A 16,623-nucleotide genomic window follows, 5' to 3' on the forward strand; every position below is an offset into this window, starting at 1 on the left:
ACATAAAGTACACAATTAAGTGTAGGAAAAGCATCATTTAGTGTCAACGTTTATTTTTCTAGGAAGAGAAGGTGAATTTCTCAGAAATGCTAAACGTTGACAGGCCTTTCGTTTGAGGTGTATCTTAAAATCAAGCGTATTTATGACTATTTTTCGCCCATAGGGGGGAGACATTGTGATTCAGACGAAACAAAAAGATTTACAAGAAATACTTACTGCAGCGATTGAATCTGCGACTGATGAAAAAACATTGGTCAGTTTTGTAAAACAAATAGATTGGATGGATCCGCTTCTTTTTTATGCAGCAGGAAAAAAAGTTGCATCCGAAAATAGATGTTATTTTGCAGACCCAGCTCAGCATGTTATTTTTGCTGGCATTGGATCTGTTTTCACTATAGCAAAATCTTCTGACGAGCGCTTTGAAAATGCCTGTGAAGAGTGGAATAAAGTGCAGGAGAAAGCAATTGTTCACAGGGAAGAGTATGAATTTGGAACGGGTCCACTTTTATTTGGTGGTTTTTCATTTGATCCAGAAAAAAAGCAAACGGATCTGTGGAAAGAATTTAAAGATGCAACATTATCGTTACCTGCTTTTCTTTTAACAGTTAAAAATGAAAAAGCATGGTTAACGATAAATACATTTATTTCAGCTGAAGACTCTGTACAGATGGTTTATGAAGAAATTGTTTCTTCAGAAGAAAGAATTTTACAAGAATGTAAAGGGCCGCTTACAGAAGCGAAATTAACAGTAACTTCTAAAGTAGAAGTTGATCCAAAGGGCTGGATGAATGCAATTGTAAAAGTACAAGAAGAAATGAAAAAAGGAAGCGTACAGAAGGTTGTATTAGCAAGAGAGCTAAAACTAGTGATGGATCGAAATATTGATTCTGCTCGTGTTTTAGAAGCGCTCCGCATCGGGCAGCCGGATTGTTACGTATTTTCCTTTGATTATAAAGGGGCATGTTTCTTAGGAGCAACACCTGAAAGGCTAATTCGTAAAGAAGGTGAGAAATTTACATCGATGTGTCTTGCCGGCTCGATTGGTCATGGTAACTCTATAGAAGAAAGTAAGCAAAATGGCGAGATGCTTCTTCATGATGAAAAGAATTTAGCAGAGCATGGCTATGTAGTAAATATGATTCGCAGCGTATTAAATGAACATTGTGAGTTTGTTACTATTCCAGAGCGTCCAGGATTATTAACAACAAAAAATTTACTACATTTATATACACCAGTGGAAGCGAAAGGTGATGCATCCCTTCTGACAATGGTAGAAGAACTGCACCCGACGCCAGCTCTTGGCGGCACACCTCGCCACGCGGCGATGAAATTAATTCGTGATGTAGAATTATTAGACCGTGGATTGTACGGAGCACCAATCGGTTGGATAGATGAAAAAGGGAACGGTGAATTTGCAGTCGCGCTGCGCTGCGGATTATTAAATGGTGATAAGGCATCCTTATTTGCCGGTTGCGGTATTGTGATTGATTCAGTTCCGCAACTTGAATATGAAGAAACAAGTTTGAAGTTTAGACCGATGCTTGGTGCTTTGGAGGAATTAATGAAATGAATAATCATATAGAAGCATTATCATATTATTTAGGCGCGTTTGTGGACGAACTAGCGCGTTTAAATGTATATGATGTCGTCATTAGTCCAGGCTCACGGTCAACACCGCTAGCCTTATTAATGGAGCAACATGAACAGATCCAAACGTATTTACATGTAGATGAAAGATCAGCTGCCTTTTTCGCGCTCGGTATTGCGAAAGCCAAGCATCGTCCTGTAGCAATTTTATGTACATCAGGAACAGCGGCAGCGAATTACTATCCAGCAATTTGTGAAGCTTTTCATTCACGTGTACCACTTCTTGTTTTAACAGCAGACAGACCTCATGAACTAAGAGATGTTGGTGCACCGCAGGCAATGAATCAATTGAATTTATATGGCTCTTTTGTAAAACAGTTTATGGAGATGGCACTGCCAGAAGCTAGAGATCCTATGTATCATTATGCACGTATGACAGCTGGGCGTGCTATCGCAAGTGCATCGCTTGCACCGAAGGGACCTGTCCATATTAACTTCCCGCTTCGGGAGCCACTCATTCCTAATTTCTCTTTAGAGAATTTATGGGAAAAAGGTCGTAGTGAATATACAGGGGCCGTTCATCAAGGAAATATGACGATGACGAGTGAATATGTAAGTTCTCTTACAGAGCGCCTTTCAAGTATGGAAAAGGGGCTTATTGTTTGTGGAGACGATAGTCATCCAGAGATTGCTGAAGTGATTACGCAGTTTGCTGAAAAAACTGGTTATCCGATTTTAGCAGATCCACTTTCCGGCCTCAGAAGCGGCGAGCATGATAAATCAATGGTAATGGATTGCTATGATACATTTTTACGAAACGAATTGTTAAAGGATACATGGAAGCCAGAAGTAATCATTCGTTTTGGTGGTATGCCTGTATCAAAAGCATTAACACAATATATAAAGAAACAAGAGGTTGCTATCCATATCGTTGTAGATGAGTCAGGAAAATGGAGAGATCCAGCTCTTGTAGCGACGGAAGTTGTATGTGCAAGTGATGTCTCGTTCTGTAAAGCAATGATAGATCATATGCAAAAGCAAGAAAAGAATGATTGGTACGGGATGTGGAAATATATAAACGATAAGGCGAAGGAACAGCTTCGGGAAATCGAAACATATGAAACAGCATTTGAAGGAAAAGTGATTACAGATATCGTGCATGTACTGCCAGAGGGAGCGACTTTATTTGCCAGCAATAGTATGCCAATTCGTGATACAGATACGTTCTTCTTTACAACAGATAAAAGAATCAATGTAATGGCAAACCGTGGTGTGAATGGTATTGATGGGATTATTTCAACAGCTCTAGGCGCTAGTATGGTTTGTGAACCGCTTGTATTAGTCATCGGTGATTTGTCATTTTATCATGATCTAAATGGACTATTGGCAGCAAAATTACATGATTTAAATGTAACAATTGTTGTTGTCAATAATGATGGTGGCGGTATTTTCTCATTCCTACCGCAATACGAGTCAAAAGAACATTTTGAATCATTATTCGGGACGCCGCTTGGACTTGATTATGAACATGTTGTAAACATGTACGGTGGTTCATTCGCACGTGTAAATGGCTGGGACGCATTTCGTGAAGAAGTACAAAAAGGAACAATTGAAAAAGGATTACACGTTGTAGAAATTTGTACGAATCGTGACGAGAACTTACAGCTGCACCGTGATTTATGGGCAAGTACATCGAAGATTGTTACAGAGATTTTGCAAGGTGAAGCGGAATGAAAGTAATGCTAGAAGGTGTAACGTATGAATATGAAGTGGTAGGTAGTGGAGAACCGCTACTACTTCTTCATGGTTTTACGGGTAGCATGGAAACGTGGCGTCCATTTATTTCTTCATGGAGTCAGCAATTTCAAGTGATCTTAGTTGATCTTGTTGGACATGGAAAAACAGAAAGTCCTGAGGAAATGACGCATTATGATATTCAAAACGTGGCACTGCAAATGACGACACTACTCGATCATTTGCATATTGAAAAAGCACATATACTTGGATACTCAATGGGCGGAAGACTTGCGATTACGATGGCGTGTTTGTATTCAGAGCGCGTGAAGTCTCTTTTATTAGAAAACTGTACAGCTGGGCTTGAAATGGAAGCGGATAGGGAAGCACGTCGCATAAAAGATGAACAGCTTGCAGATCGAATCGAATTCGAAGGTATAGAATTGTTTGTTAATTTCTGGGAAAACATTCCGCTGTTTGCAACACAAAAGAAATTACCAAATGATATGAAAGAAGCAGTTCGAAAAGAGAGACTAGCCAATATCCCAAGAGGACTTGCCAATAGTCTTAGGGGCATGGGAACAGGGGTGCAACCTTCATGGTGGAATCAGCTTGAAAGACTCAAAATGCCCGTTCTTTTAATGAATGGAGAGTATGATCAAAAGTTTTTTCAAATCCTCGCAAGCATGAAAAAATGCATCCCGCACGCGAAATTTGTCAAAATTGATGGAGCTGGTCATGCAATTCATGTGGAACAACCGCAAAAGTTTGGTACAATAGTAGAGGGATTTCTAAAAACCATAAAGTGATGCTTACTTCCTTCAAGGGAAGTAGCGCTCATAGAGCGGCTAGTGGAAAAACATTAGCACAAATAAAAAGGAGGTAAGAGTAATGGCTATTGAATGGGTAAAAGAAGGCAATTACGAAGATATTATTTATTCCACATACAATGGTATCGCAAAGATTTCGATTAACCGTCCTGAAGTACATAACGCATTCCGTCCTGAAACGGTAATGGAGTTAATCGATGCATTCGCACATGCGCGCGATGATGAAAATGTTGGCGTTATCATTTTAACTGGTGAAGGTGGACGTGCATTCTGCTCTGGCGGCGACCAAAAAGTTCGCGGTCATGGTGGATATGTAGGGGGAGATAAAATTCCTCGCCTAAACGTATTAGACTTACAACGTTTAATCCGTGCAATCCCGAAACCAGTTATCGCGATGGTAGCAGGTTATGCAATTGGTGGTGGACACGTACTTCATATCGTATGTGACTTAACAATTGCAGCAGACAACGCTGTATTTGGACAAACTGGTCCGAAAGTAGGTAGCTTTGATGGTGGATATGGTGCTGGCTATTTAGCTCGCATGGTAGGACATAAGAAAGCTCGTGAAATTTGGTACCTATGCCGTCAATACAGTGCACAAGAAGCACTTGATATGGGCTTAATTAATACAGTTGTACCACTAGATCAATTAGAAGCAGAAACAGTACAATGGGCAGAAGAAATGCTAGAAAAGAGCCCAATGGCACTACGTTTCTTAAAAGCTGCATTCAATGCAGATACAGACGGTTTAGCTGGTATCCAACAACTAGCGGGAGACGCAACGTTATTGTACTACACAACTGACGAAGCAAAAGAAGGTCGCGACGCGTTCAAAGAAAAACGCCGTCCGGACTTCGGACAATTCCCTCGTTTTCCGTGATTAAAGCGAAGCCGGCTGTTTAGACCCGTCGGCTAAGGTTCTTTCGCACAGAAAGTGATTTTTACTTTCTCGTGCGGAAGGTTCTTAGAAGCAAGGGTCTAGGAGGCGTAGTCTGCCTCGCAGGAAGGCGTGAAACGACCGACTGTTCTAGCCGCTGTAGCTAGATAAGATCAAAAGCGGAAGCAAAAAAGAGACTTGATTCTACATCAAGTCTCTTTCTTTGATGAAAGGAGACTACGTAATGAAGACGATGCCCAATTGGTTAATGCAACGTGCTTTTTTAACGCCAGATCGCATTGCAATCGAGACAAAAGAAGAAACAATTACATTTTTAGAACTGCATAAAAAAGTATTATTCGTTTGTGAACACCTTTCCTACTTACAGATAGAAAAGGGGCAAAAAGTGGCTGTTCTGATGAAAAATGGTACGGAGATGATTACGGTAATTCATGCCTTGTCTTATATAGGGGCAGTAGCTGTACTTCTGAATACGCGTCTTTCAAGAGAAGAGCTACTTTGGCAAATGAAAGATGCTGAAGTTGTTTGCTTAGTAACGGACCAAGAACTTGAAACAGAGCAGGTACCAGTATATGCATTTGAAAAAGTAATGAACGGAACGAAGCAAATGGCAATGATTCAAGAGGAGTTCTCTTTAGAAGAAGCGATGACAATTATTTATACGTCAGGAACCACTGGGAAGCCAAAAGGGGTTATTTTAACATACGGTAATCACTGGGCAAGTGCTGTTGGATCATCGCTTAATTTAGGGCTTCGTGATGACGATTGTTGGTTAGCGTGTATGCCAATGTTTCATGTGGGCGGATTATCTCTTTTAATGAAAAATGTAATGTACGGTATGAGAGTTTTGCTTGTTCCGAAATATGATCCTGATTTTATTCATAAAGCCATCAAAACAAGAGGAGTAACAATCATATCGGTCGTCTCTAAAATGCTAACGGACTTGTTAGAAAGACTTGGAGAGGAGACATATCCGAATTCGTTACGCTGCATGTTATTAGGCGGAGGGCCAGCACCGAAGCCTCTATTAGAAGTATGTGTTGCAAAAGGAATTCCTGTATATCAAACGTATGGAATGACAGAAACATCTTCGCAAATTTGTACGTTATCAGCTGATTACATGTTAACGAAAGTTGGTTCAGCAGGAAAACCTCTTTTCCCATGTCAGCTTCGAATCGAGAAGGATGGTAAGGTTATGCCGCCGAATGTTGAAGGTGAGATTGTTGTAAAAGGGCCGAATGTGACACGTGGCTATTTTAAACGGGAAGACGCAACGCGTGAAACGATAACAGATGGCTGGCTTCATACAGGAGACCTTGGCTATTTAGATGAAGAAGGGTTCTTATATGTATTAGATCGTCGCAGTGATTTAATTATTTCAGGCGGGGAAAATATTTATCCAGCGCAAATTGAAGAAGTATTGCTTGCGCATCCTGCGGTAGGGGAGGCTGGTGTTGTTGGGAAAGCGGATGAAAAGTGGGGCCAAGTACCTGCTGCTTTTATCGTTAGAGCGAGCAATGTAACAGAAGAGGAAATGATTCAGTTTTGTAAAGAGAAATTAGCAAAGTATAAAGTACCAAAAGAAGTGCATTTCTTATCAGAATTACCACGTAATGCTTCGAAAAAATTGTTAAGACGGGAACTAAGGCAGCTTTTGGAGGAAATGTAGATGAAATTTAAAAAGGTGACGCTATATATAACGGAAATGCCGCTGGTTACTCCTTTTGCTGCAAGTTACGGAACGTATAAGACACGTGAAAGTATCGTCATTGAGTTAGAGGATACGGACGGATATATTGGTTTTGGGGAAGTTGTTGCTTTCAGAGAGCCATGGTACACAGAAGAAACCGTAACAACGGCACTTCATATGCTTCAAGATTTTTTATTGCCAGATTTACTGAAAGCTGAAATTATGCATCCAAATGAAATTCCCGGTCTCTTTCAGCATATCAAGCGGAACCGGATGGCGAAAGCGGGAATAGAAGGCGCGGTATGGGACTTGTATGCGAAACGTCAAAACAAATCATTAGCGACTTTACTTGGAGGAGCGCAGCGAGAAATTGAAGTCGGTGTTGTAATTGGACTAGATACCATTCCCAACATGTTAAAGCGAATTGAAATGTATGCAGAAGAAGGATATCAGCGTTTTAAAGTGAAAATCAAACCAGAGCTTGATTATAAGTTGTTAAAGGAAATTCGAAAGGCTTTCCCAGAGATTCCATTAATGGCTGATGCGAATTCAGCGTATACGTTAACGGATACGGAGCAGTTAAAAAGATTAGATGAGTTTCAGTTAATGATGATTGAGCAGCCATTAGCGGATAACGATTTTCTTGATCATGCCAAGCTTCAAAAACAAATTGAGACACCTATTTGTTTAGATGAAAGTATTCATAGTCTAGAAGACGCAAGAGTCGCAATTACACTAGGCAGCTGCCGCATCGTAAATATTAAACCAGGGCGAGTTGGCGGACTAACCGAATCAATTCAAATTCATGATTATTGCAAGGAACATGCTATTCCTGTTTGGTGCGGTGGTATGGTTGAAATGGGAATTTCACGTGCGCAAAATATTGCGTTAGCATCACTCCCGAACTTTACAATTCCAGGCGATATTTCAGCTTCTAGTAGACATTGGGAACGTGATATTATTTCACCTGAAGTGATGCTCAAAGACGGGAAGGTAATGGTTCCGCAACATACTGAATGCAGTTATGAAGTAAATCGTGGAAGATTAGAAGAAATAATGAAAAAGCGGATTGTGTATGGAAGATGAAATAGAAAAGGTTACTCTTGAGAGTAGCCTTTTCTTATTGTACAAATAGGGTAGACTAGTTTAAAATCGAGCGTGTGAAAATGGAATGATGTAGGGGGGATAAAATGAAGCGTATTTCAATTTTGATAGCTGATGATGAGGCTGAAATTGCGGATTTAATTACAATACATTTAGAAAAAGAGGGCTATCATGTTATTAAAGTAGCTGATGGAGAAGAAGCTATTCGTGTTATTCACTCTCAACCAATTGATTTAGTAATTTTGGATATTATGATGCCTAAAATGGACGGGTATGAAGTAACGCGGCAAATTCGCGCGCAATATTATATGCCTATCATTTTCTTAAGTGCGAAAACATCTGATTTTGATAAGGTGACTGGGCTCGTAATAGGTGCAGATGATTATATGACGAAGCCGTTCACTCCGATTGAATTAGTTGCTCGTGTAAATGCACAATTACGCCGATTTTTCATGTTAAATCAACCGAGGGAAGAGGAAAGTAAATCAATTTTAGAAATTGGTGGGGTCGTTATTTATCCAGAGCAACGGACTGTGAGTGTGTACGGAGAACGAATTGAATTAACTCCAAAAGAGTTTGATATTTTATATTTATTAGCGAGTCATCCGAAGAAAGTTTACAGTGTGGAAAATATCTTTCAACAAGTGTGGGCAGAAGATTATTATGAAGGTGGGAACACAGTTATGGTACATATTCGCACCTTACGAAAAAAGCTTGGAGAAGATAAAAGGAAGAATAAATTAATAAAAACTGTTTGGGGGGTCGGCTATACATTCAATGGCTAAAATCATAAGAAGCTTTCGTTCAAAAATGATAGCACTATTTGCTTTAAGCATTATACTAGCTGGTAGTGTGACGTATATAATTTATAAAGGGTTGCAGCTGTATTATAAAACTATGGTTCGTTATGAAGATCCTTTAGCACAATTTCGGTCAGCAATAAGAGATATTGGAGATATTAATTTCTTTTTAATTATATTTACTCCTTTATCTATTTTGTTTTTTTTCTTTCTCACCAGACCGTATTCAAAGTATTTCAGTGAAATTTCTAATGGAATTCATCATCTTGCTAATGGTGATTTTACAAATCGAGTGCATGTTTCATCCAATGATGAGTTTAGAGATATCGCACACGAAATCAATCTAGCGAGTGAAAAGTTAAAAGAAGCTGTTGAAAGAGGCGATTTTGCAGAAAGCAGTAAAGATCAGCTAGTCGTAAATTTGGCCCATGATTTAAGAACGCCATTAACATCTGTTTTAGGTTATTTAGATTTAATTCTTAAAGACGAGAATTTGACAAAGGAACAAATTAAACACTTTTCCACTATTGCTTTTACGAAGTCTCAAAAATTAGAGAATTTAATTGATGAACTATTTGAAATAACGAGAATGAATTATGGCAGGTTAAAGGTTGAGAAAAGGCTGATTGATTTAAGTGAATTACTTATACAGCTAGATGAGGAGTTATATCCTTTATTAGAGAAATATGATTTAGTAGCTAGAATGAATATTGCTCCCTATTTAAATATTTATGGTGACGGAAAATTGTTGGCAAGAGTATTTGAAAATCTTTTAATGAATGCGATTCGTTATGGATATGATGGACAATTTGTTGATATGAATGGACATATTGATAATGGAGAAGTTGTCGTACAAATTATTAATTATGGAGATAGCATTCCGAAAGAAGAGTTACCGTATCTTTTTGATATGTTTTATACAGGCAATAAAGCAAGAACGCAGCAGCAAAATAGTACAGGGCTTGGTTTATTTATTGCGAAAAACATTGTGGAGCAACATAATGGAACGATTTCTGTGGAAAGTAGTGTAATACGGACAATATTTGAAGTGAGATTACCGAAAAGTGATGGTAACGAATCTCATTTAATAATTTAATAAAAATTTTAAGTTTACCCCACTTTTTATTTAAATAGTTTTTTCTATTCTATACGTAAGTAAGATTAAGGAGGAACTAGAAATGAAAAAGTGGGTATTTATTTTGTTTTTTATATTGTGCACAGTATGTGTTGGTATTTATATAGCGCCATTATTCCTAAATGAGGTAGATGTTAAGATTGTAGAAAAAGAGGATAAGGTAAATTGGACGAATACTGAAAAGAAAGAGATAACAAAAGAGCAAATTTATAAAGGTGATTTATTATTAGTCAATAAAAATTATCCCGTTCAGAAAGGTAGTATAAGGCCTGATATTGTAAATATACTTCAAAATCAAGAATTGGTAAAAGGTTATGGAGTGCTTGATAGAAACCTTCGTTTATCAAAGGATATTGTGAAAAAATTTTTAAAGATCGTAGATGCAGCAGAAAAAGAAGGTATCCGTCATTTTTTAATCAGCAGTGGGTATCGAGATTTTGAAGAGCAAAGGAAGCTATATCAAAAAATGGGTTCTGATTATGCGTTACCAGCAGGGTATAGTGAGCATAATTTAGGACTATCACTCGATGTCGGGTCTACTCAAATGAAAATGGAGAAAGCTCCTGAAGGAAAATGGATTGAAGAAGAGGTGTGGAAATACGGTTTTGTTTTACGCTATCCGAAAAATAAAAGCAATATTACAGGAATTCAATATGAGCCGTGGCATATACGTTATGTCGGTTTGCCTCATAGTGCGATTATGCAGAAAAAGAACTTTACTTTAGAAGAATATTTAGATTTTCTGAAAGAAAAAAAAGTGATTTCAACTAATATTGAAGGGAAAAAATATACGGTTTCTTATTATAAAATTTCAAAGAGTATCAGTGTTAATGTTCCGGTAAATAAGCATTATGAAATTTCAGGGAACAATATGGATGGAGTAATTTTGACCGTACATGAATAATAAATCTACACGGTGTTTTATGAACTCCTTATGTGAATAAGAAAGAGCAAGAATAGCTATTAGGCTCGGCTGCTACCGCATCATAAATATTAAAGTAGGACGAGTGCGGACTAACAGAATCAATCCAAATTCATGATTATTGCAAGGAACATGCTATTCCAGTTTGGTGCGGTGGTATGGTGGGAATGGGAATTTCACGCGCACAAAATATTGTGTTAGCATCACTCCCGAACTTTACAATTCCAGGCGATATTTCAGCTTTGGGTAGACATTGGGAGCAAGATATTATTTCACCAGAAGTAACATTGCAAGGTGGAAAAGTGATTGTTCCGAAAGAGCCTGGGTTTGGATATAACGTGAACCGGGAAAGATTAAAAGAAATTACAAGAACACGTAAAGAGTATAATCAAAATAACTAATAATGTTAAGGTGATACGATGGATAGTATAACGAAACCTTATTTTAGAAAATCTAGAAGCAAATATCGAAAGAAATATTTGTCCGCCTGAAAATAAGAAAAATCACGACTTTTATTCAACGGTTGACATAAAAAAGAGCACTATTTACTCGCAATAGTGCTCTTTTTTATGCCAAACATTTCTTATTTTAGTAAACCTCCCTGTTAGTGAAATAAGGGAATCTGAAATCCTTTCAATTATTAAGATTCGGTTCATCATTTTTATAAACGGTATGACTTTTTATAGGTTTTCTTCAACTAACGCAACCCGTTAGCTTAATGTAAGGTTAATTGTTTTGACACCTTAATTTAATATACATTCATGGATTGAATTGCGCTATAAGGAAATATTAAGGTTGTATGATTCACCCTTGATATTTAAACTCATTAGATAAAGTGGAGGTAATAGCATGGCTGTAAGAAAAAAAGACAAGTTTACAAATCATTTAAGTAATATTTCCTTAAATTTAAAAGAAAGTGCTAATTATTTCGCTGACTATAAATTAAAAAATATTAATGACCTTAAAATTTTTTCTGAAAAAATGAAGGAATATGAATCGGAGGGGGATTCTCTAGTTCATGAAGTTATCAAAGATTTACACAATGCTTTCATCACTTCCATTGAACGAGAAGATATTTTATCTCTTAGCTTGAGCATGGATGATGTTTTAGATGGGTTAGAACATACTGCTGCTCTATTTGAAATGTATTCTATAGTAAATGCTGATAATTATATGCTTAAGTTTGTTGATGCTATCCGTAATTGTACTGCTGAAATTGTGGCAGCGGTTGAAATGTTGGCAACAAAGAAATTACTAAACATGAGGGATCATGCTATCAAAATTAAAGAGTTGGAATCAAAATGTGATGAGATTTTGCGTGAATCCATTAAAAATCTGTTTGCTAATGAAAAAGATCCTATTCGTATTATTCAATATAAAGAAATCTATGAAGAGCTCGAAAATATTGCGGATTTTTGTCAGAATGTAGCCAACACATTAGAAAGCATTATCATGAAGAATGCTTAACCGTATTCAAGCAGTATTAATATAGTTCTGGAGTGAAAATTAACATAGTCAAAAAATATGTGGAGGCTCTAATGACAACAATAATTATTATCGTTATTCTTGGTTTAATTTTTGAATTCATTAATGGATTTCATGATACAGCTAATGCAATTGCAATGTCAGTTTCTACAAAGGCTTTATCACCACGATTCGCGGTTATTTATGCAGGTGTATTAAATTTTATAGGTGCTTTAATATCAGAAGCTGTAGCAAAATCGATTGGTGGTAAAATTGCTGATCCTTTTCAGATTGAAAATGGCTTGTTAATCGTCATTGCCGCTCTTATTGCAGCTATATTTTGGAATCTGTTTACATGGTACTATGGGATTCCTTCTTCATCGTCACACACTTTAATCGGATCTGTTGCCGGAGCTGTTATTTTTGGATCAGGAATACATTCTATAAATTGGGAAGGTTTCACAGATATTATAAAAGCCCTAATCATTTCTCCTTTTTTAGCTTTTATAGTAGGATTTATTCTAATGAAAATATTAGCAATTGCTTTTAAAAACGTAAATCCTCGCCGTGCGACTCGTGGTTTTCGAGGGTTTCAAGTTGTAGCTTCTGGTTTAGCTGCATTTTCTCATGGAGGAAATGATGGACAAAAAACAATGGGAATTATTGTTTTTGCTTTAGTAGCAGGTGGTTATCAAACCACATTAGATGTACCACTTTGGGTACAAGTTACTTGTGCAGCGACAATTGGTATAGGAACAATGATGGGTGGAATGCGGATTATTAAAACGGTGGCTAAAAAAATATTTAAAGTTCAACCTATCAATGGATTTGCTGCAGATTTAACATCATTTGTAGTATTACAAGGTGCTACTATTTTAGGGCTACCAGTATCAACCACACATGTATCTTCATCTGCCATTCTAGGCGTTGGTTCCGCTAAACGTGTTCGGGGTGTAAATTGGGGAGTCGCTATAAGAATTGTGACGACTTGGGTTATTACACTGCCAATATCGGCATTATTAGCTGGTTTAGTAATGATGGTAATGAAAATTTTTATATAAGGATGTTAAATGAAAAAACAATGGTTAAGTGTCTAATAATAGTTGGAAAAACATTGTAGGGGCAGGATCATTAATGTTCTCATACGTAAATGATGCTGGTTTTTCGCTTGTAAAAGAATATTTAGGATTAACGGTAAAAGAAACGTTTAAGACGTGGACAGTACTGGAAACTCTATTGTCATTTATCTCATTTGGGCTTGCGTTATTAACTCGATATGTTCGTTTAAAGTAGAGAGGATGCTCTTTTTTAGAGCATCCTTTTTGTGTAATGATGCAAATTTTTCTTTCGTTATATAGGGTGACCATTCCCACGAAACAAGCCTGTTTTTAGGCAAAACAAGCTCCCGATTTTCCATATAAACATAATATAAATGGAATCCCCTCATTTAGAACAAGATGATCTTGTTGCGAATGATACTAAAGGAGGAATAGAGTAATGAGTGAAAATTGCGATCACAAACCTGTAAGACACGGCTGCGGCGGCGGTTTTGCGCTTTTAATTGTATTGTTTATTTTATTGATCATCATCGGTGCTAGCTGCTTCAGTGGTAGAGGCGGCGATTACTGTGGTTATGGAGGCGGTTTTGACGGCTACGGTGGGTTCTGCTGCTAACATTTAAAAACTATTGAAATAGCCTTGTGCACACGCACGAGGCTATTTCATTCACAATTTAAGACGTTGTGATAATTTATTCATGTAAAAGGAACGGATTAAAAAGAAGAAAATGATCTCGATAATCCCAAATAAAGTGAGTACAAATAATAGTTCTTTAAGTAAAGAAAGGGAAAGCACTGCTTGTAAAAATTGAATTGCAAATATCGTATGAATAGCTGCAACTATATAAGGTACGAAAAATAAGATAGCTAATTGAATTGTTGCGGAACGGAACATTTCAGATTCTGTTAATCCAATTTTTGTAATGGTAATATACTTTTGTTCTTCCCGCGTTAAATCATTATACATACGGAAATATAAGACACTTGCTGCACCGATAAAGAAGATAATACCGAGAAATGTTCCGATAAAGAAACTAGAGACATTATCTTTTTTACTATATGCTAATGCATCACTAGATGTATAAAGACTGAATGGGATAGTAATGTGTTGTTCTTCAGGCTTTGTTTTCTCCAATAAATCGTTTCGATCTTTATCTATGCTATTTACCATATTTGTAGTAGGGGCTAGAGTGTCTTCCCAATTTTCAACAAGATAGTTATAAATGGTAATGGTTTCAATATGCGGAATCATATTGTCAATTACGTGATCTTGCAACACAATTGTATGCGGAAGAGCGTATTGTGGCTCTACACTATGTTTTAAAAATCCTTTAATGTGAAACTCTTTTTTGTTAGACTCCAAAGTTATTGTTTCTTGTTTTGCAAATGGATTTGCAATTAAATTTAATAGCGTTGGTGAATATTTAGAAATTATATATGCTTCGTCTGGACCTAACTGAATTTCTGGTTTTTTTAACAGTTTAGCTAGTGTATTATAATCACTCATTTTCATAAGCACAATAGCTTCTTCGTGAGCTGTATCTTTTAAAAGTGTAAATGCATATTTTTGATATTGAAATGCGTGATTTGTAAGCTCTTGTTCTATTTTTGAAATATGTTTTTGTTCGAATGAATTTCCAGGCTTAGATGTATACGTAAACGGAACAGGATAGCGTTCTAAAATAGATGCTTTTGTGTAATTATTCATAGCAAAGAGCGGTGTAATAATTGTGAAAGCAAGTGCAGATAACATAGTAACAATAAAGAGCATATTGATATTACCACGCGTGCGAGCGACTAAATCTGAAATCCATAACATATTTATTTGTTTCATATAAAATTTTCTTCTCTTTCTTAAAATAGATATAAAGAGAAGAATCGTTTGAGAAAAGAATAAATATGTTCCAATGGTTACAAGTGGCAAAATCGATAAAATGATAAAGATTACAGAGCCATCCTGTACGTTTTTTTCGGTGACATATCCTTTTGGATATCCAGCGATATAATAACATAGACCTAAACAAGCTAAAGCAAATAAAGAAATAAGAATAGAAGGCCGTTTTTCTTTTCCTTGCTTTTGATCGCTTTTAATGAGACGAACTGTTTTACGTGTACGAACGAACATAGGTGTGAACGTAGAAACGATAAAAAATAGAACAATAAAAGTTACGGTTGTTGCGATAATTGCTTTTGTTGGCCAATATAAATAGATTCCTGTTGCACCTGTTAATTTGGAAGTAACGAGTAGGAAAAAGTTAGAAAAAACAAGACCGACTTGAATACCAGCAAAAATTGCTAAGATCCCAATTATCATATTTTCCAGAAAAATAAGCCGTTTTAACTGTTTTTTAGAAATACCGAGAACGGTTAAAATCCCAAATTGTTTTTTGCGTACATTTAAAAATGTTCCAATCGAGTATAGTAAAAAAAAGAACGAGAACATAACGATGACGAATTGTGCCATTCCAATTAAATTCATTAGCGGCCCTTGTTCTTTTATATCTTGTAAGCGTGGATGATACGAATATACAGTAAAGGAAAAGAAAACTGTAATCGAAAATACACTGCTTATAAAATAGGCGAAATATGCCTGTGAATTCCGAGAGACATTTTTAAAAGCAAATTGCCAAAATGTCATCCACGTCTTCCTCCTAATAACGCCAACACATCTAATATTTCTTGATAGAATTTTTCACGATATAGACCGCGGTGTAATTCATTGTAAAGTTCACCATCTTTAATAAAAATCACACGGTTACAATAGCTCGCTGCGAACGGATCGTGTGTTACCATTAAAATGGTTGCGTCTTCTTCTTTATTTAATTTTGTAAATAGCTCCATTACATCAATGGCAGCTTTTGAGTCTAAATTTCCAGTAGGTTCATCAGCAAGCAAGAGTGATGGATGATGAATAACAGCACGAGCCACTGCGGTGCGCTGCGCCTGACCACCAGAAACTTCAAAAATCCGCTTGTCTAAAATATGATCAATTCCGAGTTTCCTTGAAATTGTATCTAATCTCGCATCCATTTCTTTCAACGGAATATTGTCTAATGTTAATGGCAATACAATATTTTCACCGATTGTTAACGTATCTAGTAAGTTAAAGTTTTGGAAAACAAACCCTAATTCTTGACGGCGGAAAACGGCTAGCTTTTCACGGCGGAATGTGTGAGGCTCTTTTCCATTAATAAATACCTCCCCAGCAGTAGGAGAATCAATTGTAGATATAACGTTTAAGAAAGTGGACTTCCCGCTTCCTGAAGGGCCCATAATTGCGACAAACTCACCTTTATCTACATGTAAATTAATATTTTTTAAAGCAGTATGAGGGACTTTGCCCTCGTACACTTTTGAGACATTTTTTATGTGTAATACTTCTTCCATAAAACTCACCTTTC

The 16,623-nt window shown here is 36.8% G+C and carries 14 protein-coding genes and 2 pseudogenes; 14 read left to right on the forward strand and 2 right to left on the reverse strand.

Annotation, left to right across the window (positions count from 1 at the left end; genetic code table 11):
- Positions 1–175 precede the first annotated feature (175 nt).
- The 14 genes and pseudogenes from AC1M36_RS03735 (at position 176) to AC1M36_RS03800 (ending at position 13,838) form a co-directional block, all read left to right on the forward strand.
- Positions 176–1,570, forward strand: coding sequence for an isochorismate synthase (locus AC1M36_RS03735; protein WP_336450599.1), 1,395 nt, complete (start codon positions 176–178; stop codon positions 1,568–1,570).
- On the forward strand, positions 1,567–3,321 hold the full coding sequence (gene menD, locus AC1M36_RS03740; RefSeq protein WP_336450598.1) for a 2-succinyl-5-enolpyruvyl-6-hydroxy-3-cyclohexene-1-carboxylic-acid synthase: 1,755 nt from the start codon (positions 1,567–1,569) through the stop codon (positions 3,319–3,321). The genes AC1M36_RS03735 and menD overlap by 4 nt, the downstream gene beginning before the upstream one ends.
- Positions 3,318–4,130 (forward strand): 2-succinyl-6-hydroxy-2,4-cyclohexadiene-1-carboxylate synthase, encoded by an 813-nt coding sequence (menH, locus tag AC1M36_RS03745; protein WP_336450597.1) that lies wholly within the window; start codon positions 3,318–3,320, stop codon positions 4,128–4,130. Before menD ends, menH begins: the two co-directional genes overlap by 4 nt.
- 82 nt (positions 4,131–4,212) lie before the next feature.
- Positions 4,213–5,031 carry a 1,4-dihydroxy-2-naphthoyl-CoA synthase gene (gene menB, locus AC1M36_RS03750; RefSeq protein WP_336450596.1) on the forward strand — a complete coding sequence of 273 codons (819 nt, stop codon included), beginning with the start codon at positions 4,213–4,215 and terminating at the stop codon, positions 5,029–5,031.
- A gap of 241 nt (positions 5,032–5,272) precedes the next feature.
- On the forward strand, positions 5,273–6,718 hold the full coding sequence (locus AC1M36_RS03755; RefSeq protein WP_336450595.1) for an o-succinylbenzoate--CoA ligase: 1,446 nt from the start codon (positions 5,273–5,275) through the stop codon (positions 6,716–6,718).
- Positions 6,719–7,825 (forward strand): o-succinylbenzoate synthase, encoded by a 1,107-nt coding sequence (gene menC, locus AC1M36_RS03760; protein WP_336450594.1) that lies wholly within the window; start codon positions 6,719–6,721, stop codon positions 7,823–7,825.
- A gap of 104 nt (positions 7,826–7,929) precedes the next feature.
- Positions 7,930–8,628 (forward strand): response regulator transcription factor, encoded by a 699-nt coding sequence (locus AC1M36_RS03765; protein WP_336450593.1) that lies wholly within the window; start codon positions 7,930–7,932, stop codon positions 8,626–8,628.
- Positions 8,621–9,739: a HAMP domain-containing sensor histidine kinase gene (locus tag AC1M36_RS03770; RefSeq protein ID WP_336450592.1), complete on the forward strand. Its 1,119-nt coding sequence runs from the start codon at positions 8,621–8,623 to the stop codon at positions 9,737–9,739. The genes AC1M36_RS03765 and AC1M36_RS03770 overlap by 8 nt, the downstream gene beginning before the upstream one ends.
- Positions 9,740–9,821: 82 nt before the next feature.
- Positions 9,822–10,682 carry a VanY-A/VanY-F/VanY-M family D-Ala-D-Ala carboxypeptidase gene (gene vanY, locus AC1M36_RS03775; RefSeq protein ID WP_336450591.1) on the forward strand — a complete coding sequence of 287 codons (861 nt, stop codon included), beginning with the start codon at positions 9,822–9,824 and terminating at the stop codon, positions 10,680–10,682.
- 40 nt (positions 10,683–10,722) lie between these two features.
- Positions 10,723–11,101: pseudogene (locus tag AC1M36_RS03780) on the forward strand (enolase C-terminal domain-like protein); the annotation flags it as partial.
- A 448-nt stretch (positions 11,102–11,549) separates the two neighbouring features.
- A complete protein-coding gene (locus tag AC1M36_RS03785) occupies positions 11,550–12,167 on the forward strand; it encodes a DUF47 domain-containing protein (protein ID WP_336450590.1) in 618 nt (205 codons plus the stop codon).
- A gap of 71 nt (positions 12,168–12,238) precedes the next feature.
- Positions 12,239–13,225 (forward strand): inorganic phosphate transporter, encoded by a 987-nt coding sequence (locus AC1M36_RS03790; protein ID WP_336450589.1) that lies wholly within the window; start codon positions 12,239–12,241, stop codon positions 13,223–13,225.
- A gap of 58 nt (positions 13,226–13,283) precedes the next feature.
- A pseudogene (locus AC1M36_RS03795) lies at positions 13,284–13,452 on the forward strand (GntT/GntP/DsdX family permease); the annotation flags it as partial.
- Between the two features lie 209 nt (positions 13,453–13,661).
- A complete protein-coding gene (locus AC1M36_RS03800; RefSeq protein WP_336450588.1) occupies positions 13,662–13,838 on the forward strand; it encodes a YjcZ family sporulation protein in 177 nt (58 codons plus the stop codon).
- A 51-nt stretch (positions 13,839–13,889) separates the two neighbouring features.
- On the opposite strand, the gene AC1M36_RS03805 is transcribed toward AC1M36_RS03800, so the two are convergent.
- Together AC1M36_RS03805 and AC1M36_RS03810 are read right to left on the reverse strand one after the other, a co-directional pair.
- Positions 13,890–15,860 carry an ABC transporter permease gene (locus AC1M36_RS03805; RefSeq protein WP_336450587.1) on the reverse strand — a complete coding sequence of 657 codons (1,971 nt, stop codon included), beginning with the start codon at positions 15,858–15,860 and terminating at the stop codon, positions 13,890–13,892.
- A complete protein-coding gene (locus AC1M36_RS03810; RefSeq protein ID WP_336450586.1) occupies positions 15,857–16,609 on the reverse strand; it encodes an ABC transporter ATP-binding protein in 753 nt (250 codons plus the stop codon). The genes AC1M36_RS03805 and AC1M36_RS03810 overlap by 4 nt, the downstream gene beginning before the upstream one ends.
- Positions 16,610–16,623: the final 14 nt, after the last annotated feature.

Source organism: Bacillus sp. Medicinal_06 (genome assembly GCF_056711665.1).

Excerpts from the sequence above, each read along its gene's own strand:
- menC (WP_336450594.1), top strand. The coding sequence starts at position 6,719 with ATGAAATTTAAAAAGGTGACGCTATATATAACGGAAATGCCGCTGGTT.
- AC1M36_RS03770 (WP_336450592.1), top strand. The coding sequence starts at position 8,621 with ATGGCTAAAATCATAAGAAGCTTTCGTTCAAAAATGATAGCACTATTT.
- AC1M36_RS03805 (WP_336450587.1), bottom strand. The coding sequence starts at position 15,860 with ATGACATTTTGGCAATTTGCTTTTAAAAATGTCTCTCGGAATTCACAG.
- menB (WP_336450596.1), top strand. The coding sequence starts at position 4,213 with ATGGCTATTGAATGGGTAAAAGAAGGCAATTACGAAGATATTATTTAT.
- AC1M36_RS03790 (WP_336450589.1), top strand. The coding sequence starts at position 12,239 with ATGACAACAATAATTATTATCGTTATTCTTGGTTTAATTTTTGAATTC.
- AC1M36_RS03810 (WP_336450586.1), bottom strand. The coding sequence starts at position 16,609 with ATGGAAGAAGTATTACACATAAAAAATGTCTCAAAAGTGTACGAGGGC.
- AC1M36_RS03755 (WP_336450595.1), top strand. The coding sequence starts at position 5,273 with ATGAAGACGATGCCCAATTGGTTAATGCAACGTGCTTTTTTAACGCCA.
- menD (WP_336450598.1), top strand. The coding sequence starts at position 1,567 with ATGAATAATCATATAGAAGCATTATCATATTATTTAGGCGCGTTTGTG.
- AC1M36_RS03800 (WP_336450588.1), top strand. The coding sequence starts at position 13,662 with ATGAGTGAAAATTGCGATCACAAACCTGTAAGACACGGCTGCGGCGGC.
- vanY (WP_336450591.1), top strand. The coding sequence starts at position 9,822 with ATGAAAAAGTGGGTATTTATTTTGTTTTTTATATTGTGCACAGTATGT.
- menH (WP_336450597.1), top strand. The coding sequence starts at position 3,318 with ATGAAAGTAATGCTAGAAGGTGTAACGTATGAATATGAAGTGGTAGGT.
- AC1M36_RS03765 (WP_336450593.1), top strand. The coding sequence starts at position 7,930 with ATGAAGCGTATTTCAATTTTGATAGCTGATGATGAGGCTGAAATTGCG.
- AC1M36_RS03785 (WP_336450590.1), top strand. The coding sequence starts at position 11,550 with ATGGCTGTAAGAAAAAAAGACAAGTTTACAAATCATTTAAGTAATATT.